The organism is Aeromicrobium marinum DSM 15272 (assembly GCF_000160775.2).
GTDB classification, from domain to species: Bacteria; Actinomycetota; Actinomycetes; order Propionibacteriales; family Nocardioidaceae; genus Aeromicrobium; species Aeromicrobium marinum.
Genome location: NZ_CM001024.1, coordinates 2,201,361 through 2,222,585 on the forward strand (window position 1 = coordinate 2,201,361; position 21,225 = coordinate 2,222,585).

A 21,225-nucleotide genomic window follows, 5' to 3' on the forward strand; every position below is an offset into this window, starting at 1 on the left:
ACGTCACCCGGGCGGGTCGACCGTGAAGGTCGCGTCGATGCGCTTGATCAGGCAGGCGGGCGTCAGCGTGAAGTCCTCGACCACGGTCGAGCTCGCCACGGCGCGGCCGGCCACCTCGATCGGCAGGTCGTACACGGCCCGGATCACGTGGGCCCGGCCGTCCGGCTGCCAGGTCCACACCAGGTTCTCGATCGAGGAGAACAGGGAGTACTGCAGGTGCAGGTACAGCCCCAGCTTGAGGTCGAAGGCCGTGAACGCCGTCGGGACGCCGTTCTCGACCCGCAGCACGAAGCGCTCGGCCGGCACCGACCAGGCGGCGTGCCGGTCGAGCAGGGCGTCGAGGTACTTCTGCGAGGCCGCCCGCGCGTCGGCCTCCGAGCAGCCGGTGGTGGCGGCGGCCGCCGGGGCGGACCGCGGGCCGGCGACCGTCACGGCCGCGGCCAGCGCCACGGAGGCGAGGGCCACGACGCCCAGGCGGACGGACCGCCTCACCGGACGACCAGGCCCTTGCCGGTCACGAGCGGCAGGTCGAGCGCCGTGACGAGCCCGGGCTCCGCGGCGACGACCGCCGGCACCGAGTTCACCAGGCGCATCGCGGTGGCCTTCAGACCGGCGGTGTTGTGGTCGCCGTCGGTGCCCAGCAGCTGCAGGTCGAGGGTGTAGTTCGGCTCGCCCCTGACCTCGACCCGGTAGCAGCCGAGACCGGCGGGCTGCGGCCAGTCGGGGCCGATGTCGTCGTGCACCCGGGTGACGTGCTCGAGCACCACGACCGCCTTGCCACCGACCATGCCGCGCACCTCGAAGTGCAGACCGGCCACGGTGCCCTCCTCGATCCGCCCGCAGTCGATGTCGAACGACTCGGTGGCGGGGAGCCGCTCGTAGAACTCCTCGACGTCGTCGAGCTCGACGCCCAGCCCGGCAGCGATCTGGTGCACGACGCTGCCCCAGGCCAACGACAGGATCCCCGGCTGGAGCAGCATCGGCACGTGGTCCATCGGCAGGCCGAAGCCCATCGTGTCGAACACGATCATCTTCTGGTCGTAGGTGTTGTAGTTGAGCACCTCCGAGCAGCGGACCTGGTCGATGCGCTCGCTGATGCTCGTCAGCGACAACGGCAGCCAGTCGTTCGCGAACCCGGGATCGATGCCGTTGACGAAGAGCGACACCCCGCCGTCGGCGGCCGCCTTCTCGACCCCTTCGGCCATGCCCGCCGCGGCGCCGGACGGGAACTGCAGGAACACCGGCCCGCTCGAGACCACGTTGATCCCGGCCGCCAGCAGCCGCTCCAGGTCGGCGATGGCCTCGAACAGCCGGTCGTCGGCCATGGCGCAGTTGACGACGCAGTCGGGTGCGAGCGCGATGATCTCGTCGACGTCGTTCGTGGCGAGCACCCCGAGGTCGCGGTCCAGCCCGGCGAGCCGGCCGGCGTCGTGACCGACCTTGTCGGGGTTGGACACCCACAGACCGACCAGCTCGAGGTCGGGCCGGGCGTCGATGCCGACCAGGGCGTGACGACCGACGTTGCCCGTGCCCCACTGGACGACGCGCAGGGTGCGGTCCTGGTGCTGACGCTCGCTCATGACTGTTCTCCTTGGTCGGGCGCTGCCAGGTCGGGCAGGCCCATGTCGAGGTTCGGCTGGTCGATGCCGCCGTCGACCTCCAGCACCTTGCCGGTGAGGTAGGCGCCGGCGGGGCTGGCGAGGAACACGACGGTGGCGGCGATGTCCTCGGGCTCCCCGATGCGGCGCAGCGGGGTGCCCGCCTCCATCTGCGCCGTCAGGCCCTCGTCGCCGGTGACGATCTCCAGGGCGGAGGTGGCCACGGACCCCACCGCGATGGCGTTGACCCGCACCCGCGGCGCGAGGTCGCGGCCGGCCAGGCGGGTCCAGTGGCTGAGCGCCGCCTTCGCGGTGCCGTAGGCGAGGTAGCCGCGCCCGCTGACCCGGCCCATGACCGACGAGATGTTGACGACCGAGCCGCCGTCGCCGGCCAGCAGGTGCGGCAGGGCGGCCCGGGTCAGGGCGTGGGCCGTGGAGACGTTGAAGTGGAAGGCGTCCTCGAGCGCAGTGACGTTGGTCCGGCGGAACTCCTTGGGCATCGACCCGCCCACGTTGTTCACCACCACGTCGAGCCGGCCGAAGCTGTCGACGGCGACCTGGGCGAGCGCGGCGACCTGGTCGGTGTCCGAGAGGTCGGCCGCCACCACGACCGCGCGGCTGCCGGCCGCCTCGATCCGGTCGGCCACCTCCCGCAGCTGGTCCTCGGTGCGGGCGGCGATCACCACCGAGGCGCCGGCCTCGGCCAGGGCGATCGCGCTGGCGGCTCCGATGCCACGGCCGGCACCGGTGACGACGGCGACCCGGTCGTCGAGTCTGAAACGGTCGAGGATCATGCGGACACCTTCTGGACGACGGACTCGGCAAAGCGTTCGAGGTGCTCGATCTTGGTGCTCAGCGGCTCGGTGTCGGGGCCCTTGACGTAGGGCAGACGGAACCCGACGATCACGTCGGTCACGCCCCGGTCCTCCAGCTTCTTGCACCCGTCGACGCTGTAGGCGTCCATCGAGATCACGTGCACCTCGAACGGCTCGTCCTGCGTCCCCTCGGCCCGGCGGATCTCGTCAAGCCGGTCCAGCAGGGCGTCGAGGTCCTCGTGGGGGCCGCCCCCGTGCATCCAGCCGTCGCCGCGGGTGGCGGCGCGGCGCAGTGCCGCGTCGGAGTGCCCGCCGACCAGGATCGGGATCGGCTCGGTGGGCGCGGGGGTCTGGGTGATCGGCTGGATGTCGTAGAACTCGCCGTGGAACTCGAACTCCTCGCCGGTGGTGAGCCCGCGCAGGATGTCGATGCACTCGTCGAACCGCTTGCCGCGGCGCGCCCACGGCACGCCCATCACGGCGTAGTCCTCGGGCCACGGCGAGAGGCCGACGCCCAGGCCGAGCCGGTTGCCGGTCAGGTAGGCGATCGACGAGGCCTGCTTGGCCACCAGGACCGGCGGCCGGATGGGCAGCTTCAGCACGAACGGGGTGAACCGCAGCGTGGTGGTGACCGCGCCGAGCATCGCGCAGAGCGTCATCGTCTCGATGAACTCCTTGCCCTCGAGGAACTCGCGGTTGCCGTCGTCGGTGTAGGGGTAGCTGGCGTCGGAGTCGCTGGGGTAGATCAGGGAGTCGGCCACGGTCATCGAGTGGTACCCGGCCGCCTCGGCCGCCTGCGCGAGCGGCGCGTAGTACGTCGCGTCGGTCATCGCCTCGGCGTAGGTGAATCGCATGTCGCGATACTAGAACGTGTTTCAGTTTTCGGCTACCGTCTTGCCATGCTCGACCTGCAGACGATCTCCGACCGCCTCGAGATCGACGACCTCGTGACGACCTACACCCGCGCCGTCGACACCTTCGACTGGGACCGCTACCGCACCGTGTTCACGGCCGACGCAACCATCGACTACACCGCCAGCGGAGGGATCAGCGGCACTCTCGAGGAGGTCGCCGACTGGCTGGCCGAGACACTGCCGATCTTCTCCTCACTGCAGCACTTCGTGTGCCAGCGTGAGATCGCCCTGCACGGCGACACCGCCGACGCGCGGATCTACATGTTCAACCCGATGGCCATCACCCAGCCCGACGGCAGCACGTGGCGGATGGAGTTCGGCGGCTACTACCTGCACCGGCTCGTGCGGACCCCCGAGGGCTGGCGCAGCCGCGAGCTGGTGGAGGAGCGCGCCTGGCTCCGTCAGGACTGACGCGGCAACCGACCGTCGCCGCACTCCCCTGCTCTGGAAGGCTGGGCCCATGCCCCTGTCCATGTTCACCCTCGACGGTGACCGTCTCGTGCCCACCGCGGTCGCCCGCTCCATGTGGAGCGAGAACCAGATCCACGGCGTGGCCGTCAGCGGAGCGCTGGCCCGCGGCCTCGAGGCGCGTCTCGCCGCGATCGGCCGGGACGACCTCGTGCCGGCCCGCTACACCGTCGACCTGTTCCAGCCGGCCTCGATGGCGCCCTGCACCGTGGCCACCGAGGTGGTGCGCGAGGGCCGCCGCATCTGCCTCATCGACGCGACCCTGCTGCAGGAGGGCGTGCGGGTCGCCCGCGCCAGCTGCACCTTCCTGCTGCCGACGGAGTCGCCGACCGGCGAGGTGTGGATGCCGGTCGAGCGCCCCGAGCCGCCCCCGCTCGACGTGTCACCGGTGAGCGACGAGCCGCGGGTGCCGTTCTACACCAGCGACCAGCCGTGGTCGCAGGACTTCGCGGCCCACCAGAACGGTGGTCGCAAGGTCACCTGGCAGGCCGGTCTGGCGATCGTCGACACCGAGCCGGGCACGCCGTTCCAGTCCGTCGCGAGCATCGCCGACTCCACCAGCATGGTCGTCAACTGGGGCACGCAGGGCGTGCAGTTCATCAACACCGACATCACGCTCGCACTGGCCCGCCAGCCGGTGAGCCGCGAGATCGGGCTGTCGGCCACCGACCGGGTGGAGCACGACGGCATCTCCGTCGGCACCGTCGAGGTGTTCGACCGGGCCGGCCCCCTGGGCACCGCGATGGTCGCGGCCCTGGCGAACGCGAAGCGGCCGGTCGACTTCACCGACGTCGAGTTCGACGACGACGGCGAACGCACCCAGCGCACCCCCTAGCCCACTTCGCCCCCGACCCCCACCTCCGCGCCGACCCCACCTCCCCGCTGAGAGTGACGTTTCTGCCCCGATTTCCGCCATTTCGGGGCAGAAACGTCACTCTCAGCGGGAACGGGGGAGGTGCACCTGCCACAGGGCCCCGTCCGCGGCGGGAGCGGCGACGAGCCGGGCGCCCATCCGCTCGGCGAGGCGGTGGGCGATCGACAGACCCAGGCCGGTACCGACCGGCCGCTCGCCGGCGTAGCGGTCGCGCAGGTGCCCCCGCTCGAAGGCCCGGAGACGGTCGTCGTCGGTCAGCCCCGGTCCGTGGTCCTCGACCTCCACGACGACCTCGCCCGGTCCCGTCGTCCTCGACCGCAGCACGACCTGCGTGCCGGCCGGCGCGACCCGCAGCGCGTTCTCGACCAGCCCGTCGACGACCTGTCGCAGTCGCCGAGGGTCGGTGAGGGCCGGTTCACTGCCGGCCTCGACCACCAGCTCCACGCCCGCGGCCCGGGCTACCGCCTCCCACGCCGACCGTGCCGTCAGCAGCACCTCGGCCGGATCGACCTCCGCCAGGTCGACGGCGAAGTCGTCGGACTCCAGTCGCGCCAGCGAGAGCAGGTCGGCGACGAAGCGGTCGAGCCGGTGCGTCTCGGTGACGAGCACCCGTCCGGTGGCCTGCAGGTCCTCCGGCCCGATGGCTCCCTCCGCCAGGGCCTCGGCGTAGCCGCGCAGCGCGGTGAGGGGCGTCCGCAGCTCATGGGACACCGACAGGAGGAACTCGCGTTGACGGCCCTCACTCGTGACGAGCGCCCGGTCGAGGGCGGCGAGCGCCTCGGTCATCCGGCCGATCTCGGCGATCGACGAGGTGGGCACGGTGACCCCGCGCTCGCCGTCGGCCATGCGGCCCGCAGCCACCGCCGACGCGACGACCGGCCCCGTGACCCGCCGCGCCACCAGCACCGCGAGCGCGGTCGACGCGGTCAAGCCGAGCAGCAGCGCCAGCACCACCCTCCGGACCAGCGCCCGGTCGGCCGCGTCGGCCGCGGCGAGCGGCTGCACCCCCACCACCGCCTGGCCGCGCGGCGTCGACCGGGCCTCGACCAGCACCTCGTCCCCGTCGACGACCGTCCGCATCGACAAGGTGCCCTCGCGCGCCAGCCGCCGCAGCTGCGCCTCGTCCAGCACGTCGGCCGCCGGCCCCGTCGGGGTGCCCCGCGGCCCGACCACCCCGAACGTCCGGTCGTCCGGACCCACCCCGTCAGCGCCCTCGACGAGCTCGCGAGCCGCGTCCCGCGGACGCCCCGCGAGCGCCTCGACCGACCGGGCCAGCTCGTCACGGGCCTGGTCGGTCGCCACGGACCGGACGAGGGGGAAGGCGAGCAGCGCCGTCACCAGCGCGACCGTGAGCGCGCCGAGCAACGACGCCACGACCATGCGGCTGCGCAACGTGCGCATCACGCGGTCCTGCTCGCGACCGCCACCGAGTACCCGACGCCCCGGTGGGTCCGGATGGGTGAGGCGTCGCCGAGCTTGGCGCGCACCTGGGCGACGTGGACGTCGACCGTGCGACTCCCGCTGTAGTCGGCCTCCCCCCACACGTCGGCCAACAGTTGCTCACGCCGCAGCACCTGGCCGGGACGGCGCATCAGGGCGAGGAGCAGGTCGAACTCGGTGGCGGTGAGCACGACCTCCCGTTCCTCCACCCAGACCTGCCGCGAGCCAGGGTCGACCCTGACCGCTCCGACCACCAGCACCGCTCCCCCGGTCACGCCGGTCGACCGGCGCAGCACCGCGGCCACCCGCGCCACCAGCTCCCGGGGCGAGAAGGGTTTCGTCACGTAGTCGTCGGCACCGAGCTGGAGCCCCACGACCCGGTCGACCTCGTCGTCCCGGGCGGTGACGAACAGGACCGGCGTCCAGTCGTCGGCGGCCCGGAGACGTCGGCAGACCTCCAGTCCGTCGATACCCGGGAGGCCGACGTCCAGCAGCACCAAGCTCGGCCGCAGGGTCCGCACGGCGTCCAGACCGCGCAGACCGTCGCGCTCCACGTGCACGCCGTAGCCGTCGCGCGACAGGTACAGGCGCACCAGGTCGGCGATCGCCGGCTCGTCCTCGACCACCACCACCAGACCCCTGCCCGCTGTGTCCACTCCTCCATGAAACCGCACGAGGAGGCACGCGGGTGCGAGGTCGCGGACTCCCTGACCTTCCTCGTACACGACGCGAACCGGCCCGACACGACAGCGGGACACGCTGGCGGCATGTCCTCCACACGAAAGGGATCGACCATGTCCATCACCACCACCCCCCGGCGGCGTCTCGCCGTCGCCACCGTGGCCGGCACGTTGCTGGCAGGAACCCTGCTGGTCGCCGGTCCGGCCCAGGCCGACGACGAGCCGGCACCGGACGCCGGCAGCTCGGCCACCGCGCCGTCGGACGCCGACCGCGACCGCCTCCACGAGGCCGTCGACGCAGCCCGCGAGCTCGACGGCGACGAGCGCAGGGAGGCGCTCGACGAGATCCGCGAGGACGCGCTGGCCGGCGAGTACGGCGACGCGATCCAGGAGCGGTTCGAGCGCCGGGCGGAGCGGCGGGCGGGACGCGAGGGCGGCGAGCGCCCGTGCGACGACGCGGGCGAGCGACCCGAGCGCGGCGACCGACCCGAGAGGAGCGACCGGGCCGAGGACGCCGAACCCGACGCGTCCTAGCCCACCACCCCGCTGGCAGTGACGTTTCTGCCCCAGATCGCCTCGATTCGGGGCCGAAACGTCACTGCCAGCGCGAAGGTGAGGTGCTCGTGCAGCTCGCCCACGCAGCAGGGCCCGACGCGATCGCGTCGGGCCCTGTGTCGTGCGGTGGCAGGTAGAGGATTCGAACCTCTGAAGGCGTTGCCGTCTGATTTACAGTCAGATCCCTTTGGCCACTCGGGCAACCTGCCGGGTCGTTGCCGGGCAACGAGGCATGACTTTATCGCAGCCCCCTAGGCTGGACGAAACCAGACCACCCGCACCACCCAGGAGCGCCCCATGGCCGACTCGTCGTTCGACATCGTCAGCAAGCTCGACCACCAGGAGGCCGACAACGCCCTCAACCAGGCCGTCAAGGAGATCGCGACCCGCTACGACTTCAAGAACACCGGTGCGAGCATCGAGTGGAAGGGCGAGGACGGGATCGAGATCACCGCGAACGCCGACGAGCGCGCCCTGGCGGTGCTCGACGTGTTCAAGGAGAAGCTGATCAAGCGCGGCATCAGCCTCAAGGCGCTGGAGACCGGTGACCCCCGCCAGTCCGGCAAGGAGGTCAAGATCAACGGCACCTTCAGCCAGGGCATCAGCCAGGAGCAGGCCAAGAAGGTCGGCAAGCTGATCCGCGACGAGGGCCCCAAGGGCGTCAAGGTGCAGATCCAGGGCGACGAGCTGCGGGTCACCAGCAAGAAGCGTGACGACCTGCAGGAGGTCATCGCCCTGCTGAAGGGCGCCGACCTGGACTTCCCCGTGCAGTTCGTCAACTACCGCTGAGCGCCGAACCCGGCCGGCATGTCCCGGCCGGTCCGGGGTACGACCCGGCCATGGACACCGAGCGAGACCACGACGCCCGCCCCACCCCTGACCGCGAGCCGCGGTCCCGCGACCCGCGCGAGGCCGACGAGCCGACCGACGGAGCGCCGGACCCCGAGTCGGCCCTGGCCGTCAACGCCACCCCGGACGAGGTGCGTCTGCATGGCGACGCCGACGAGACCGGGTCGGTCCAGCGGGCCGACGGCTCGGTGGAGCAGGTCGAGCCCGCCGACGAATCCGGGGGCTGAGCCGACGCCCGGGCGCTCAGCGCCCGGCCGACACCAGCAGCTCGTCGCGGGCGGCCCGGTACTCCGCCGCCAGCCGGTCGACGATCGCCCCGGCCGGGGCGACCTCGCGGACCGCGCCCACGCCCTGACCCGCACCCCAGATGTCCTTCCAGGCCTTGGCGCCGCCGCCGGTGCCGAAGTCCATCGCGGAGGCGTCCGACTCCGGCAGTGACGCCGGGTCGAGGCCGGCCGCCTCGATGCTGCCGCGCAGGTAGTTGCCGTGCACGCCCGTGAACAGGTTGGAGTAGACGATGTCGCCGGCGGCGGACTCGACGATCATGTCCTTGTAGCCCTGCGGCGCGTTCGCCTCGTGTGAGGCGATGAACGCCGACCCGACGTAGGCCAGGTCCGCTCCGGCCGCCTGCGCCGCGAGCACCGACCGCCCGTGGGCGATCGACCCCGACAGCAGCAGCGGGCCGTCGAACCACTCACGGATCTCCTGCACCAGGGCGAACGGCGACTGGGTGCCCGCGTGCCCGCCGGCCCCCGCGGCGACCGCGATCAGACCGTCCGCCCCCTTCTCGACGGCCTTGCGGGCGAACCGGTCGTTGATGACGTCGTGCAGCACGATGCCACCGTAGGAGTGCACGGCCGCGTTCACGTCCTCGCGGGCGCCCAGCGAGGTGATGACGATCGGCACCTCGTGCTCGGTGGTCGTCGCCAGGTCCGCCTCGAGCCGGTCGTTCGACCGGTGCACGATGTGGTTGACGGCGTACGGGGCCGAGGGGGCTTCGGGGTGGGCCGCGTCGTGCGCGGCCAGCGACTCGGTGATCTCGTCCAGCCAGTCCGCCAGCAGCGCCTGCGGCCGCGCGTTCAGCGCGGGGAACGAACCGATCACGCCGGCGCAGGACTGGGCGATCACCAGCGCGGGGTTGGACACGATGAACAGCGGCGAGGCCACGACCGGCAGACGCAGGTTCGTGAAGTGCGGGGTGAGGGTCACGGAAACTCCTTATGCATGGAATTGCATAGTATCGGCTCGCCCGGGACCCCGCCACCCCGTCCCAGCATTTGACCTCTCCCGTGACCACTGGAATGGTCGATGAACGGTCAGACACCCCTCAGGAAGGACCTCCATGACGTCCACCCGACCCCCCGGGGCCCCGCCGACCGCGGCACCAGAGGCCCGCCGCCGCATCCCGGCCCCCGGCATCTTCTACCCGGCGCTCGCCATCATCGGCGCCGTGGTCGTCTCCAGCATCGCGTTCCCGGACGCGGTCGGCGACGCGATCGCGGTCGTGCAGGAGAACGTGATCGGCACGCTGGGCTGGTACTACACGCTCGCGGTCAGCGGCTTCGTGATCTTCGCCGTCTGGATGGGTGTGGGGCGCTTCGGCGACATCACCCTCGGCCGCGACGACGACGACCCCGAGTTCAGCCTGATGGCCTGGTTCTCGATGCTCTTCGCCGCCGGCATGGGCATCGGCCTGGTGTTCTGGGGCGCGGCCGAACCCCTCACCTTCTTCACCGACCCCAAGCCCGGGGTCACCGGCAGCGAGGCCGACCTGGCGAACGCCGCCATGGCGCAGGTCTTCCTGCACTGGGGCTTCCACGCCTGGGCGATCTACGTCGTCGTGGGGCTCGCCATGGCCTACGCCATCCACCGCAAGGGACGTTCGGTGTCGCTGCGCTGGGCCCTGGAGCCGTTGTTCGGCGACCGCGTGAAGGGCCGCATCGGCGACGCCGTCGACGTCGTCGCGATCGTCGGCACCATCGCCGGCGTCGCGACCTCGCTCGGGCTCGGCGTGCAGCAGATCGCCGCCGGACTCGTCAACCTCGGCGTGCTGGAGGAGACCAACGACACCGTCCAGACGCTGCTGATCGTGGGCATCATGGCGATCGCGATCGTCAGCGTCGTCAGCGGCATCGGCAAGGGCATCAAGTGGCTGTCCAACGCCAACCTCGTCCTGGCCGGCGTCTTCGCGATGCTCGTGCTCGCGCTCGGGTCCACCCTGTTCCTGCTGCGCGACTTCGTGCAGAACATCGGTGGCTACCTGGCCAACATCGTGCCGATGAGCTTCAACACCAGCGCCCTGGCCGGTGACGCCGGCATCGAGTGGCAGGCGGCGTGGACCACCTTCTACTGGGGCTGGTGGATCTCGTGGGCGCCCTTCGTCGGCCTGTTCATCGCGCGCATCTCGCGCGGACGCACGATCCGCGAGTTCGTCGCGGGCGTGCTGCTGGTGCCCACGCTCGTGACGGCCGTCTGGTTCACGATCCTCGGCGGCAGCGCCATCATGCGTCAGATGACCGAGGGCGACCTGTTGGACGCCGACGGCGGGGTGACCAGCGAGAACGTGCTGTTCGACCTGCTGCAGGGACTGCCCGCCGGGAGCCTGCTGGCGGGGATCGCGATCATCATGATCACGATCTTCTTCATCACCAGTGCCGACTCCGGGTCGCTCGTGATCGACATGCTCGCGTCGGGCGGCGACCCGAACCCGCCGGTCTGGAGCCGCGTCATGTGGGCGTCGCTGATCGGAGCGGTGGCGATCGGCCTGATGCTGGCCGGGGGCCTGCAGGCCCTGCAGACCGGGGCGATCCTCACGGCGGTGCCGTTCAGCGCGATCATGGTCGCGATGGCCGTGGCGACCTACATGGCGCTCAAGGCCGAGCACCGCGAGATCGTCCGGCTGGCGCGTCGCGCGCGGCTGCGCGAGTGGCAGACCGAGCTGGCCGAGCAGGTGACCGACGACCTCGTCGAGCACTTCGACCAGCACTTCGCCGAGCCGGTCGACGAGCGCATCTCGTTGGCCTTCGACGACCGAGACGTGGAGGACCCCCCTCCGGTCCCCCGCTGACCCACCTGCAGATTCCCAGGAAATCGTCGGAAACTGGCACCGCACCCCTGTTGCAACAGGGGTGCGGTGCCAGTTTTCTGGGATTTCCTGGGAAACGTCCGGTCAGTGCACCATGACGGGCGGGGTGTCGCCGGAGTCCGCCAGCAGGTTCGACGGCTCCCTGCGGCGCGGCAGGAACATCACCGGCACGAGCGCCAGCAGCACCAGCCCCAGGGCGACCGTGAACGTGGTGGCGAACCCGTCGGCCATGAACTCCAGCGGGTCGACCGGGCGCTCGGGCGCCGAGGTCAGCTGGTTGGTCAGCACCATCGCGAGCACCGCGGTGCCGATGGAGCCACCGATCTGCTGCACGATGTTGATCATCGTCGACCCGCGCGCCACCTCGTGGTTGGTCAGGGTGCGCAGGGCCGAGGTCATGATCGGCATCATCGTGCCGCCCATGCCGAGACCCATGACGAACAGCGAGCCGCACAGGACCCAGTACGACGTGTCGGCCTCGACCTGGGTGAAGCCGAAGAACCCGAACGCCATCAGGCCGAGCGCGAACGGCACCGTGCGACCGACCGGCACCTTGTCCGCGAGCACGCCGGCGATCGGCATCGTCAGCATCGCGCCGATGCCCTGCGGGGCGATCAGCAGCCCGGCCATCAGCGTGGTCTCGCCGCGCACCTGCAGGAAGTACGAGGGGAACAGCAGCCCGGCGCCCATGAAGGCGATGACGAACACGAACATCGAGATCGACGCCACCGTGAAGTTGCGGTTGCGGAACAGCCGCAGGTCGATCAGCGGCTTGGACGTGCGGAGCGCGTGGTTCACGAAGGCGACGATCAGCAGGGCGCCGATGACGATCGAGACCCACACCCGCGGGCCGAACGAGGCACCCTCGCCACCCTCGGCGATCGAGGAGACGCCGAAGAGGAAGGCGGCCAGGCCGGGCGAGAGCATCAGCATCCCGACGAAGTCGAAGGACTCGCTCTCGCTGGGCTCGTCGGCCGGCAGCACGCGCAGGGCGTAGACCATCGCGACGATGCCGATCGGCAGGTTGATGAGGAAGATCCAGTGCCACGAGGCGATGTCGATGAGGTAGCCGCCGAGGATCGGACCCATGATCGGACCGAGCATCATCGGGATGCCGAGGACCGCCATGAGCCGGCCGATCCGCTGCGGACCGGCCGCGCGGGTCATGATCGTCATGCCGAGCGGCATCAGCATGCCGCCGCCGAGGCCCTGCAGGACGCGGAAGGCGACCAGCATCTCGATCGAGGTGGCGGCCGCACACAGCACCGAACCGGCGGTGAACAGCACCAGCGCCGCGATGTACAGGCGCTTCGTGCCGAACCGGTCGGCGGCCCAGCCGGTCATCGGGATGACCGTGGCGAGCGCCAGCGTGTAGGCCGTCATGGTCCACGCCACGGTGGCGTAGGTGGCGTCGAACACGGTCTGGAACGTCGGCAGCGCGACGCTCACGACGGTGATGTCGAGGATCGACATGATGGCGCCGAGCACGACGACGCCGGCGACCTTCAGGACCGCCCCGTCGATCTGGTCGGGGTACTCAGGTGGTGCGGTGGAGGTCATCGGATTCCTTCGGGATCGTGCACAGGTAGTCGCCTGTGAGAATGGGGTGGAGCGCCTCGGTGAGCCGGCGGCAGTCGGCCTCCGGCAGCCTGGCCAGCAGGGTCCGCAGGGCGGTGCGCTTGGCCTCGAGGTGGCTGTCGGTCACGGCCAGACCCGAGTCGGTGAGCGAGACGAGCTTGATGCGCCGGTCCTCCTCGGACTCGTCGCGCTCGACCAGCCCGAGGCGGACCAGCTGGTCGACGTTGCGACCCGCCGCAGCCGTCGAGAGACCCACGGCGCGGGCCAGCTCGCTGATGGCGACCGGCTCGCCCTGCCGCATGACGCAGTGCAGCATGCGGAACTGCGAGACCGGCAGGTCACCGTCGGCCAGGGTGGTCATGGCGTCGGACTCGACCATGCTGAAGAGACGGGTGAGGAACTCCTCAAGGCTCTCGAAGGCTTCGTCGACGGGGGACACCCGAGAATACTAACGCAAATGCAACTGTTGTGAAGAGGTGACAGTGTGATCTGCGCAACTTCTCGAGCCCGTGGATTCCTCTGCACCGGGTCCCCTGCCGTAGGATCGACCAGTCGCGCGCTCGCGCACCTCCCCGATACGAAACCGAGACTTCTGCATGCCCATTCGCCACGACCTGCGCAATGTCGCGATCGTCGCCCACGTCGACCACGGCAAGACCACGTTGGTCGACGCCATGCTGCAGCAGCAGGGTGCCTACGCCGAGCACCAGGAGGTCACCGACCGGGTCATGGACTCCGGCGACCTCGAGCGCGAGAAGGGCATCACGATCCTCGCCAAGAACACCGCGGTCCGCTACACCGGCCCCGGTGGCGAGGACGGCGTCACGATCAACATCATCGACACCCCCGGTCACGCCGACTTCGGTGGCGAGGTCGAGCGCGGCCTGTCGATGGTCGACGCCGTCGTCCTGCTCGTCGACTCCTCCGAGGGCCCGCTCCCCCAGACCCGGTTCGTGCTGCGCAAGGCGCTCGCCGCGAAGATGCCGGTCATCCTGGTCGTCAACAAGGTCGACCGTCCCGACTCCCGCATCGCGGAGGTCGTCGACGAGTCGTACGACCTGTTCATGGACCTGCTGCCCGAGGACGCCGACGACGACGCCCTCGACTTCCCCGTCGTCTACGCCTCGGCGAGGGCCGGTCGCGCGTCGCTCACCCGTCCCGAGGACGGCGGCATGCCCGACAGCGAGAACCTGATCCCTCTGTTCCAGACGATCATGGAGCACGTCCCGGCCGTCGAGTACACCGACGACGCGCCGCTGCAGGCGCACGTCACGAACCTCGACGCCTCACCGTTCCTCGGCCGTCTCGCGCTCGTCCGCGTCAAGGAGGGCGAGCTGCGCAAGAACCAGCAGGTGGCCTGGATGCGTCGCGACGGCACGATCCAGACCGTCAAGATCACCGAGCTCCTGATCACCGAGGGGCTGGAGCGCAAGCCCGGCGAGCTCGCGCGCCCCGGCGACATCGTGGCCATCGCGGGCATCCCCGACATCAACATCGGCGAGACGCTGGCCGACGTCGAGAACCCCGTCGCACTGCCGCTCATCACGGTCGACGAGCCCGCCATCTCGATGACGATCGGCACCAACACCTCGCCGCTCGCCGGTCGCGAGAAGGGCACCAAGGTCACCGCGCGCCTGGTCAAGGACCGTCTCGAGTCCGAGCTGGTGGGCAACGTCTCGATCCGCGTCCTGCCGACCGAGCGCCCCGACGCCTGGGAGGTGCAGGGCCGCGGTGAGCTGGCGCTGGCGATCCTCGTCGAGCAGATGCGGCGCGAGGGCTACGAGCTGACCGTCGGCAAGCCGCAGGTCGTCACCAAGGAGATCAACGGCAAGCTGCACGAGCCCGTCGAGCACCTGACGATCGACGCGCCCGAGGAGTGGCTCGGCTCGATCACGCAGCTGCTGGCCGTCCGCAAGGGCCGCATGGTCCAGATGACGAACCACGGCACCGGCTGGGTCCGGATGGAGTTCAACGTGCCGTCGCGCGGTCTGATCGGTTTCCGGACCGAGTTCCTCACCGAGACGCGGGGCACCGGCATCGCCAACCACGTCTTCCAGGGCTATGAGCCGTGGGCCGGCGAGATCTCGACCCGCCAGCAGGGCTCACTGGTCGCCGACCGCGCCGGCGCGGCCACGTCGTTCGCGATGACCAACCTGCAGGAGCGCGGCACGCTGTTCGTCGATCCCACGACCGAGGTGTACGAGGGCATGATCGTCGGGCAGAACAGCCGCGAGGACGACATGGACGTCAACATCACCAAGGAGAAGAAGCAGTCGAACGTGCGAGCGTCGAGTGCCGACAACTTCGAGAAGCTGATCCCGCCGAAGAAGCTCTCGCTCGAGCAGAGCCTGGAGTTCTGCCGCGAGGACGAGTGCGTCGAGATCACGCCGATGCACGTGCGCATCCGCAAGGTCATCCTCGACCAGACCGAGCGCAGCCGCGCCGCACGCGCCCGCAAGTAGCCCGAGCGGTAGGTCAGCAACCCTTCCCTCCGAGCGGCGGTGGGTGAGCAACCGAATGGCGGGTCCATTCCGTTGCTCACCTACCGCCCGCCGGTCAGAGGACGCCGGCGGGACGGAACTGGATGCTGATGCGCGGCCCGACCGGCCGGGCCGTCTTCAGCACCGCGTGGTCCCAGGTCCGCTGACAGGTGCCACCCATCACCAGCAGGTCGCCGTGGCCCAGCACGAAGCCGAGCGCCTCGCCGCCGCCGCGCGGGCGCAGGCTGAGCCGACGCGGTGCGCCGAGCGAGACGATCGCGACCATCGTGTCCTCGCGCTGCCCACGGCCGATCCGGTCGCCGTGCCAGGCCACGCTGTCGCGCCCGTCGCGGTAGTAGCACAGCCCCGCGGTGACGAACGGCTCGCCGAGCTCGGCGGCGTAGTGGTCGGACAACGCGTCGCGGGCGGCGGTCAGAGCCGGGTCCGGCAGCGGCCGGCCGGCCCCGAAGTGCGCCAGCAGGCGCGGCACGTCGACGACCCGGTCGTACATCTCGCGGCGCTCCGCACGCCACCGCACCTCGGTCTGCAGCGCCAGGAAGAGCCCGTCGGCACCCGACATCCACCCCGGGCGCACGTCCACCCAGGCGCCTCGGGAGAGCCTGCGCCGCTGCACGGCAGCACCCAGCGACCCGACGGCCGCGGGTTCCTCGTGGTCGAGGAGGGAGGGCTGGACGTACACGGCACCATCGTAGCGATGATTCGAACAGGTGTTCGCGCGGCCGCTCTGGCGTCGGCGCATAGGATCAGACGCGTGACGACCGCCTGGGACCGACTGATGGACCTGCTCGACCGCAGCACCGCCGAGGGGACGGACCTCGGGGAGGACCTCCTGGCCGAGCTGGCCGGCCTGGTCGCACTCGCCCAGGCCGACGGGACGGTCGACCGTGAGCTGCACCCCACCGAGTCGGCGCGGGCGCTGCTGGCACTGCTGGTCGGACACCGCCACGTCCGGGGGCTGCCGGGGGCCGGCGCCGACGAGGACCTCGCGACCCTGCGGCTCGTGGTGACCCGGTGGCTGCATCCCACCCGGGTCGGCCGCGCCCGCGACTCCGGCTAGGAGCGGGAGCCGCGCATCTGGGCCAGGTAGACCATGGCCGCGACCGTCCCCGCGAGGTTCAGCAGACCCAGCGGGTACCAGAACACCAGGTGGGCGGCGACCGCCAGACCCAGGATGATCAGCCAGGCCTGCTTGTTCAACGTGTCGGCCGCCACGAATGATCCCGCCGACCGTCCGATGCAGTCCGCGAGGGCCGCGGCCTTGACGAGGAACAGCGTGAGGCTCAGGGCGAGCGTGATCACGCCCTGAATCGTGGAGAGGTCGTCGATCACCGCTCCAGCCTACCGACGACAGCGGGGCGGGACCCCCTGAGGGAGTCCCGCCCCGCCGTTCGCGCGTGGTCGGTCAGGCGTTGGTGCTCGGGGCCTTCTTCGCGGCCGTCTTCTTGGCCGTGGTGGCCTTCTTCGCGGGCGCAGCCTTCTTGGCGGTCGCCTTCTTCGCGGGGGCCTTCTTGGCCGGAGCCTTCTTGGCCGGGGCCTTCTTGGCGGTCGTCGACGACGCCGTCGACGTCGACTTCTTGGCGGCCGGGGCCTTCTTCGCCGCGGGCGCCTTCTTGGCGGCGGGCGACTTCTGGGCGACCTTGGAGACGGTGGCGCGCGCCTCGGACACGGTCGACTTCGCACGCTTCTGCGCGTCCTCGACGGCGTCCTCGACCCGGTCCTCGACCTTGTCGGCCAGGCCCTCGGCCTTGCCGCGGTAGGTCTTGACGGTCTTCTTGACGTCGTCGACCTTCAGGCCCTTGGCCGTGGCGACGAACTCCTCGCCCTTCTTGGCCAGGTCGGCGTAGGTCGAGGTGGCGCGCTCGACGGCCTTGCCCTGCAGCTCGGAGACGTCGACCTTCTTGAGGTCGTCGGTCAGCGACTTGAGGTCGTCGACGATGGACTTGATACGGGCGTTGACGGTGTCGGTGATGCTCATGGTGCGGTGTCCTCCTGGACGTCGGTGTTCTCGGTCTGCCCGGACAGCTCGTCGGCGATGACGTCGCCCACGGCGTCGTCGGTGCCGACGAAGGAGCGGTAGATGTCGACGAGGGCCGACTTCTGTCGCTCGGTCAGCAACGGGTCGAGGGCGATGGCGTCCTCGACCATCCGGGCTCCACTCTCGTCCGCGTCGAGGATCCCGGCGCGGACGTAGAGCGACTCGGCCGAGATGCGCAGTGCCTTGGCGATCTGCTGCAACACCTCTGCCGACGGTCGACGCAGTCCTCGCTCGATCTGACTGAGGTACGGATTGGAGACATCCGCGGCCTCGGACAGCTGCCGGAGGGAGAGCTGAGCCTGGCGTCGCTGCTCGCGGAGGTACTCACCGAGTCCTCCGACGGTGTCCTTGACGGTGTCCTTGACCCCGTCGGTCACCTGCAGCTTCGCCATGTCCACCATCGTGCTTGCAAAAGTTAGCAAATGCAAGCAGTGCTGCATGCGAGGTCCGTCACACCGCCGGAGGAGCGGACCGTCAGAAGGTCGGACGCACCGCGCCGACGGGCCGGCCGCCCCCCAGCACCTCGGGTCGCTCGTCGAGCAGGGGGTGGTCCAGCCCCGCGACCTGCAGGGCCCTGGCGAGCGCCACGTAGAGGGCCCGTTCGCCCCCGTCCTCGATCTTGACCGCCCAGGCGGTGCCGTCGGGCAACGCCATCGCCAGGACGCTCTCGGCACCCGACTTCACGATCGCTCCCCCGAACGCCTCCATGAACCGCCGCTCGGTGCGGCGGCTCCCGCTGACCATTTGCGGGTGGGCGACCATCGCGTCGACCAGCCGGGCGGACTCCGGCGTCGACCGCCGCACGATCCGGCCGAAGGCGGCTGCGAGCCCCGCCACCGTGGTGCCGAGCAGCGGGGCTCCACAGCCGTCGGTGCCCACCACCTCCGGCGCAGACCCCGTGAGGTCCACGAAGGCCGCCGTGACCGCCTGCTGCACCGGATGCTCCGGCGCGAGGTAGTCGTCGACCGGCCAGCCGTGCTCCCGGCAGGTCAGCAGCATCGCCGCGTGCTTGCCCGAGCAGTCCATGAGGATCGGCGCCCGGCCGCCGCCCTCCCGCAGCACACGGGCGTGCTCGTGCGGGTCCAGCGGGTACGACGGCGGTGTCAGCAACGCGGACTCGTCGAGGCCCGCCAGACCCAGCACCTCCCGGACGGCCTCCACGTGGACCGGCTCGCCGGAGTGGCTGGAGGTCGCCACCGCCAGCAGCCGCCCGTCGAGGGGCAGTCCGGCGCGCAGCAGGCCGATGGCCTGCAACGGCTTGTTGCTGGACCGCGGGAAGATCACCGCGCCCGGGTCACCGACCGCCCAGTCCACCTGCCCCGAGGGGTCGACGCGCACCGCCACCCCCCGGTGCCGGCTCTCCACGAATCCCGAGCGCTCCACCTCCGCCAGCACGTCCATGGCACCAGCGTAGGCGCCTACGATGACCGGGTGACCGACGCAGCGACCTCCCTCCACGACTTCCACGCCATCGTCCCGGCCGGCGGCGCGGGGACCCGGCTGTGGCCGCTCTCGCGCCAGGCCCGACCGAAGTTCCTCCTCGACCTGACCGGGTCGGGCCGCACCCTGCTGCAGTCCACCTGGGACCGGCTCGAGCCGCTCGTCGGCGCCGAGCGCATCCACGTCGTGACCGGGGTGGCCCACGCCGGCGCCGTCCACGAGCAGCTGCCCGACCTGACCCGTCTGCTGGTCGAGCCCTCGCCCCGCGAGTCGATGCCCGCGATCGGTCTGGCGGCGGCGGTCATCGCCCATCGCGATCCCGACGCGATCATCGGGTCCTTCGCCGCCGACCACGTGATCCAGGACGACGCCGCGTTCGCGGACGCCGTGCGACAGGCCGTCGCGGCCGCCCGGCGCGGGCTCGTCGCCACGATCGGGATCGCGCCCACCGAGCCCTCCACGGCCTTCGGGTACATCGAGGCCGGCGAGCCGCTGGGGATCGACGGCGGGCCCGACGTCCGCACGATCGTGCGCTTCGTCGAGAAGCCCGACGCCGAGACGGCGGCCGGGTACGTGGCCGACCCGGCGTTCAGCTGGAACGCAGGGATGTTCGTGGTGCGGGCGCAGGTCCTGCTGGACCACCTGGCCCGGCTGCAGCCGGGGCTGCACGCCGGCCTGATGCGGATCGCCGCCGGATGGGACACCTCCGACCGCGACGACGTGATGGCGGGGGTCTGGCCGTCCCTCACCCGCATCGCCATCGACCACGCCGTCGCCGAGCCGGTGTCGCTCGAGGGAGGCATGGCGGTCGTGCCCGGACGCTTCGGCTGGAACGACATCGGCGACTTCGCCGCGCTGACCGACATCGGTGCCACCTCGACCCCCGGGACCGTCTGGGTCGACGCCGACGGCCTCGTCGTGGCCGCCGACGGCACCCAGGTCGCCGTGGTCGGCCTGCGCGGGGTGGTCGTCGCTCGCACGGCCGACGCGCTCCTGGTGACCACCCGCGAGTACGCCCAGCGGGTCAAGGAGGTGCCCGCCGCGCTCGCCGCGGCCGGGCGCGCCGACCTGCAGTGAGGTGCGGCCGCCGGGTCAGACCAGGTCGACGAGCCGGCTGTCGAGGTCGCCGGTCGGCGTGAAGGCCTGCGCGACCTCACCGGTGCCGTAGGCCCGCACCGGGCCGTCCTCCGGCGCGAGGTACACCGAGTCGCCCCGGACGAGCGACACCCGCTCCTCGGAACAGAACAGCTCGACCTCGCCGCCGGTGCACAGCACGATGCGGTGGCCCGAGGCCACGAGCGGCACCCCGTCGTCGTCGGCGCGCGAGACCTGGGTGACGGCGAGCGCGAACTCCTCCACGTCGGGGGCGAAGATCTCGGTCTCGGTGCCGACGATGTCGGGGGTGATCCGGGCCAGCCGCGACATGCCTCGCTCGAGGCAGGTGACCAGACCCTCCGGGTCGACGTGCTTGGACGTGAGGCCGGCCCGCAGCACGTTGTCCGACGACGTCATCACCTCCAGGCACATGCCCCGCAGGTGCGCATGGATGATCCCCGCCCCGAGGAAGGCCGCCTCGCCGGGCTGCAGGGTCAGGCGGTTGAGCAGCAGGGAGATCACCACGCCGACGTCCTCGGGGAAGAACTCCGCGATCTCGACCGCGGTGGCGTAGGCCCGCTTGACGTCGACGTGCCGGTCGACGAGGTCACGGCACGCGGCCACGACGGTCTGCACCTCGGCGGGGGCGACCGGTCCGGCCAGGAGCTGCTGGATGATGCGCACGATGCCCTCGAACCCGGGCGCCGCGCGCAGGTCGTCGGCCAGCCGGCGGGTCAGCGGGGCGTCGAGCGCGTCGAGCACCCGGAGGATCTCGGCGGTCGGCCGGAATCCCACGAGGGTGTCGAAGGTGGTGAGCGCGTAGGCCATCTCGGGCTTGTGCCGCGGGTCCTTGTACGAGCGGTTCGGCGCGTCGAGCGGGATGCCCGCCTCGTCCTCGGCCGCGAACCCGCTGCGGGCCAGCTGCATGTTCGGGTGCACCTGCAGGGACAGCGGACGGTCGGCCGCGAGGACCTTCATCATGAAGGGCAGGTCGCCGGCGATCTTGCCGAGCGACACCCGCTCGCCGTCGACCTGGACCTCCGAGGGACTCAGCTCATGGGTCCCCATCCACAGCTCCGCCAGCGGCCGGCCGTCGGGCTGCTCGCCCAGGAAGCGGGCGATGTCGAGGGTCGATCCCCAGTCGTAGTCGCGGGACGCGTTGAACAACCGGTGCATCGGGCCATCGTAGGACGACGCCGCACCGACTCAGCGGTGGCGTGGCTTGCGCCCCGCCGGGCGGTCCGACGAGCCCGCACCGGTGTCCGGGCGATCGTCCGCGCGCGGCCGTGGCCGCCCGC

General features: G+C 71.1%; 24 protein-coding genes and 1 tRNA gene. 9 read left to right on the top strand and 16 right to left on the bottom strand.

Going from position 1 to position 21,225, the window contains the following annotated elements; translation table 11 throughout:
- Positions 1–3 precede the first annotated feature (3 nt).
- The 4 genes from HMPREF0063_RS11165 to HMPREF0063_RS11180 are packed head-to-tail and all read right to left on the bottom strand — an operon-like array spanning position 4 to position 3,267.
- Complete coding sequence (locus tag HMPREF0063_RS11165) at positions 4–492, bottom strand: hypothetical protein (protein ID WP_040320245.1); 489 nt, start codon at positions 490–492, stop codon at positions 4–6.
- Positions 489–1,580 carry an NAD(P)H-dependent amine dehydrogenase family protein gene (locus HMPREF0063_RS11170; RefSeq protein WP_007078783.1) on the bottom strand — a complete coding sequence of 364 codons (1,092 nt, stop codon included), beginning with the start codon at positions 1,578–1,580 and terminating at the stop codon, positions 489–491. Before HMPREF0063_RS11170 ends, HMPREF0063_RS11165 begins: the two co-directional genes overlap by 4 nt.
- Complete coding sequence (locus HMPREF0063_RS11175) at positions 1,577–2,392, bottom strand: SDR family oxidoreductase (RefSeq protein ID WP_007078784.1); 816 nt, start codon at positions 2,390–2,392, stop codon at positions 1,577–1,579. The genes HMPREF0063_RS11170 and HMPREF0063_RS11175 overlap by 4 nt, the downstream gene beginning before the upstream one ends.
- Positions 2,389–3,267, bottom strand: coding sequence for a TIGR03619 family F420-dependent LLM class oxidoreductase (locus HMPREF0063_RS11180; RefSeq protein ID WP_007078785.1), 879 nt, complete (start codon positions 3,265–3,267; stop codon positions 2,389–2,391). The genes HMPREF0063_RS11175 and HMPREF0063_RS11180 overlap by 4 nt, the downstream gene beginning before the upstream one ends.
- Before the next feature lie 45 nt (positions 3,268–3,312).
- Between HMPREF0063_RS11180 and HMPREF0063_RS11185 the strand changes: the two genes are divergently transcribed.
- Together HMPREF0063_RS11185 and HMPREF0063_RS11190 are read left to right on the top strand one after the other, a co-directional pair.
- On the top strand, positions 3,313–3,738 hold the full coding sequence (locus tag HMPREF0063_RS11185; protein WP_007078786.1) for a nuclear transport factor 2 family protein: 426 nt from the start codon (positions 3,313–3,315) through the stop codon (positions 3,736–3,738).
- Positions 3,739–3,787: 49 nt separating this feature from the next.
- Positions 3,788–4,630, top strand: a complete 843-nt coding sequence (locus HMPREF0063_RS11190) for a thioesterase family protein (RefSeq protein WP_007078787.1) — start codon at positions 3,788–3,790, stop codon at positions 4,628–4,630.
- Positions 4,631–4,732: 102 nt separating this feature from the next.
- Here HMPREF0063_RS11190 and HMPREF0063_RS11195 read toward each other — a convergent pair whose 3' ends face one another.
- Together HMPREF0063_RS11195 and HMPREF0063_RS11200 are read right to left on the bottom strand one after the other, a co-directional pair.
- Positions 4,733–6,070 carry a sensor histidine kinase gene (locus HMPREF0063_RS11195; protein WP_007078788.1) on the bottom strand — a complete coding sequence of 446 codons (1,338 nt, stop codon included), beginning with the start codon at positions 6,068–6,070 and terminating at the stop codon, positions 4,733–4,735.
- Positions 6,070–6,765, bottom strand: a complete 696-nt coding sequence (locus HMPREF0063_RS11200; protein WP_040320246.1) for a response regulator transcription factor — start codon at positions 6,763–6,765, stop codon at positions 6,070–6,072. Before HMPREF0063_RS11200 ends, HMPREF0063_RS11195 begins: the two co-directional genes overlap by 1 nt.
- A 111-nt stretch (positions 6,766–6,876) precedes the next feature.
- Here HMPREF0063_RS11200 and HMPREF0063_RS11205 point away from each other — a divergent pair, with 111 nt between their 5' ends.
- On the top strand, positions 6,877–7,323 hold the full coding sequence (locus HMPREF0063_RS11205) for a hypothetical protein (RefSeq protein ID WP_156794103.1): 447 nt from the start codon (positions 6,877–6,879) through the stop codon (positions 7,321–7,323).
- Positions 7,324–7,471: 148 nt separating this feature from the next.
- Here the strand turns inward: HMPREF0063_RS11205 and HMPREF0063_RS11210 are convergent.
- Positions 7,472–7,553: transfer RNA gene (locus HMPREF0063_RS11210), tRNA-Tyr, on the bottom strand.
- A gap of 88 nt (positions 7,554–7,641) precedes the next feature.
- Between HMPREF0063_RS11210 and HMPREF0063_RS11215 the strand changes: the two genes are divergently transcribed.
- Positions 7,642–8,133: a YajQ family cyclic di-GMP-binding protein gene (locus tag HMPREF0063_RS11215; RefSeq protein WP_007078790.1), complete on the top strand. Its 492-nt coding sequence runs from the start codon at positions 7,642–7,644 to the stop codon at positions 8,131–8,133.
- A 50-nt stretch (positions 8,134–8,183) separates the two neighbouring features.
- On the top strand, positions 8,184–8,420 hold the full coding sequence (locus HMPREF0063_RS11220) for a hypothetical protein (RefSeq protein ID WP_007078791.1): 237 nt from the start codon (positions 8,184–8,186) through the stop codon (positions 8,418–8,420).
- A gap of 16 nt (positions 8,421–8,436) precedes the next feature.
- Here HMPREF0063_RS11220 and HMPREF0063_RS11225 read toward each other — a convergent pair whose 3' ends face one another.
- Positions 8,437–9,402, bottom strand: coding sequence for an NAD(P)H-dependent flavin oxidoreductase (locus HMPREF0063_RS11225; RefSeq protein ID WP_007078792.1), 966 nt, complete (start codon positions 9,400–9,402; stop codon positions 8,437–8,439).
- A gap of 133 nt (positions 9,403–9,535) precedes the next feature.
- Between HMPREF0063_RS11225 and HMPREF0063_RS11230 the strand changes: the two genes are divergently transcribed.
- Positions 9,536–11,260, top strand: a complete 1,725-nt coding sequence (locus tag HMPREF0063_RS11230) for a BCCT family transporter (protein WP_007078793.1) — start codon at positions 9,536–9,538, stop codon at positions 11,258–11,260.
- Between the two features lie 102 nt (positions 11,261–11,362).
- Here HMPREF0063_RS11230 and HMPREF0063_RS11235 read toward each other — a convergent pair whose 3' ends face one another.
- Entirely contained in the window at positions 11,363–12,838 is a 1,476-nt protein-coding gene (locus HMPREF0063_RS11235; RefSeq protein WP_007078794.1) for a DHA2 family efflux MFS transporter permease subunit, read from the bottom strand.
- Complete coding sequence (locus tag HMPREF0063_RS11240) at positions 12,816–13,295, bottom strand: MarR family winged helix-turn-helix transcriptional regulator (RefSeq protein ID WP_007078795.1); 480 nt, start codon at positions 13,293–13,295, stop codon at positions 12,816–12,818. The genes HMPREF0063_RS11235 and HMPREF0063_RS11240 overlap by 23 nt, the downstream gene beginning before the upstream one ends.
- A 157-nt stretch (positions 13,296–13,452) precedes the next feature.
- Here HMPREF0063_RS11240 and typA point away from each other — a divergent pair, with 157 nt between their 5' ends.
- The gene (gene typA / locus HMPREF0063_RS11245) at positions 13,453–15,318 is read left to right on the top strand and encodes a translational GTPase TypA (protein WP_007078796.1); all 1,866 of its coding nucleotides are present in this window, start codon (positions 13,453–13,455) and stop codon (positions 15,316–15,318) included.
- A 94-nt stretch (positions 15,319–15,412) separates the two neighbouring features.
- Here the strand turns inward: typA and HMPREF0063_RS11250 are convergent, their stop codons facing one another.
- Entirely contained in the window at positions 15,413–16,036 is a 624-nt protein-coding gene (locus HMPREF0063_RS11250; RefSeq protein WP_040320248.1) for an alpha-ketoglutarate-dependent dioxygenase AlkB, read from the bottom strand.
- A 72-nt stretch (positions 16,037–16,108) separates the two neighbouring features.
- Between HMPREF0063_RS11250 and HMPREF0063_RS11255 the strand changes: the two genes are divergently transcribed.
- Entirely contained in the window at positions 16,109–16,414 is a 306-nt protein-coding gene (locus tag HMPREF0063_RS11255; protein WP_040320249.1) for a hypothetical protein, read from the top strand.
- On the opposite strand, the gene HMPREF0063_RS11260 is transcribed toward HMPREF0063_RS11255, so the two are convergent.
- From HMPREF0063_RS11260 to HMPREF0063_RS11275, 4 genes are all read right to left on the bottom strand, one after another.
- Positions 16,411–16,686 (bottom strand): DUF2516 family protein, encoded by a 276-nt coding sequence (locus HMPREF0063_RS11260; RefSeq protein WP_007078798.1) that lies wholly within the window; start codon positions 16,684–16,686, stop codon positions 16,411–16,413. The two genes, HMPREF0063_RS11255 and HMPREF0063_RS11260, sit on opposite strands and share 4 nt — an antisense overlap.
- Positions 16,687–16,759: 73 nt before the next feature.
- Positions 16,760–17,332: a hypothetical protein gene (locus HMPREF0063_RS16990; protein ID WP_007078799.1), complete on the bottom strand. Its 573-nt coding sequence runs from the start codon at positions 17,330–17,332 to the stop codon at positions 16,760–16,762.
- A complete protein-coding gene (locus HMPREF0063_RS11270) occupies positions 17,329–17,784 on the bottom strand; it encodes a helix-turn-helix domain-containing protein (RefSeq protein ID WP_050760945.1) in 456 nt (151 codons plus the stop codon). Before HMPREF0063_RS11270 ends, HMPREF0063_RS16990 begins: the two co-directional genes overlap by 4 nt.
- Before the next feature lie 82 nt (positions 17,785–17,866).
- The gene (locus HMPREF0063_RS11275; RefSeq protein ID WP_007078801.1) at positions 17,867–18,793 is read right to left on the bottom strand and encodes an asparaginase; all 927 of its coding nucleotides are present in this window, start codon (positions 18,791–18,793) and stop codon (positions 17,867–17,869) included.
- Between the two features lie 30 nt (positions 18,794–18,823).
- On the opposite strand from HMPREF0063_RS11275, the gene HMPREF0063_RS11280 reads away from it, so the two are divergent.
- Positions 18,824–19,909, top strand: a complete 1,086-nt coding sequence (locus HMPREF0063_RS11280) for a mannose-1-phosphate guanylyltransferase (RefSeq protein WP_007078802.1) — start codon at positions 18,824–18,826, stop codon at positions 19,907–19,909.
- A 15-nt stretch (positions 19,910–19,924) separates the two neighbouring features.
- Here the strand turns inward: HMPREF0063_RS11280 and manA are convergent, their stop codons facing one another.
- Positions 19,925–21,103 (bottom strand): mannose-6-phosphate isomerase, class I, encoded by a 1,179-nt coding sequence (manA, locus tag HMPREF0063_RS11285; RefSeq protein WP_007078803.1) that lies wholly within the window; start codon positions 21,101–21,103, stop codon positions 19,925–19,927.
- Positions 21,104–21,225 lie beyond the last annotated feature (122 nt).

Excerpts from the sequence above, each read along its gene's own strand:
- HMPREF0063_RS11170 (WP_007078783.1), bottom strand. The coding sequence starts at position 1,580 with ATGAGCGAGCGTCAGCACCAGGACCGCACCCTGCGCGTCGTCCAGTGG.
- HMPREF0063_RS11175 (WP_007078784.1), bottom strand. The coding sequence starts at position 2,392 with ATGATCCTCGACCGTTTCAGACTCGACGACCGGGTCGCCGTCGTCACC.
- HMPREF0063_RS11180 (WP_007078785.1), bottom strand. The coding sequence starts at position 3,267 with ATGCGATTCACCTACGCCGAGGCGATGACCGACGCGACGTACTACGCG.
- HMPREF0063_RS11185 (WP_007078786.1), top strand. The coding sequence starts at position 3,313 with ATGCTCGACCTGCAGACGATCTCCGACCGCCTCGAGATCGACGACCTC.
- HMPREF0063_RS11190 (WP_007078787.1), top strand. The coding sequence starts at position 3,788 with ATGCCCCTGTCCATGTTCACCCTCGACGGTGACCGTCTCGTGCCCACC.
- HMPREF0063_RS11195 (WP_007078788.1), bottom strand. The coding sequence starts at position 6,070 with ATGCGCACGTTGCGCAGCCGCATGGTCGTGGCGTCGTTGCTCGGCGCG.
- HMPREF0063_RS11205 (WP_156794103.1), top strand. The coding sequence starts at position 6,877 with ATGTCCTCCACACGAAAGGGATCGACCATGTCCATCACCACCACCCCC.
- HMPREF0063_RS11215 (WP_007078790.1), top strand. The coding sequence starts at position 7,642 with ATGGCCGACTCGTCGTTCGACATCGTCAGCAAGCTCGACCACCAGGAG.
- HMPREF0063_RS11220 (WP_007078791.1), top strand. The coding sequence starts at position 8,184 with ATGGACACCGAGCGAGACCACGACGCCCGCCCCACCCCTGACCGCGAG.
- HMPREF0063_RS11230 (WP_007078793.1), top strand. The coding sequence starts at position 9,536 with ATGACGTCCACCCGACCCCCCGGGGCCCCGCCGACCGCGGCACCAGAG.
- HMPREF0063_RS11235 (WP_007078794.1), bottom strand. The coding sequence starts at position 12,838 with ATGACCTCCACCGCACCACCTGAGTACCCCGACCAGATCGACGGGGCG.
- typA (WP_007078796.1), top strand. The coding sequence starts at position 13,453 with ATGCCCATTCGCCACGACCTGCGCAATGTCGCGATCGTCGCCCACGTC.
- HMPREF0063_RS16990 (WP_007078799.1), bottom strand. The coding sequence starts at position 17,332 with ATGAGCATCACCGACACCGTCAACGCCCGTATCAAGTCCATCGTCGAC.
- HMPREF0063_RS11270 (WP_050760945.1), bottom strand. The coding sequence starts at position 17,784 with ATGGCGAAGCTGCAGGTGACCGACGGGGTCAAGGACACCGTCAAGGAC.
- HMPREF0063_RS11275 (WP_007078801.1), bottom strand. The coding sequence starts at position 18,793 with ATGGACGTGCTGGCGGAGGTGGAGCGCTCGGGATTCGTGGAGAGCCGG.
- manA (WP_007078803.1), bottom strand. The coding sequence starts at position 21,103 with ATGCACCGGTTGTTCAACGCGTCCCGCGACTACGACTGGGGATCGACC.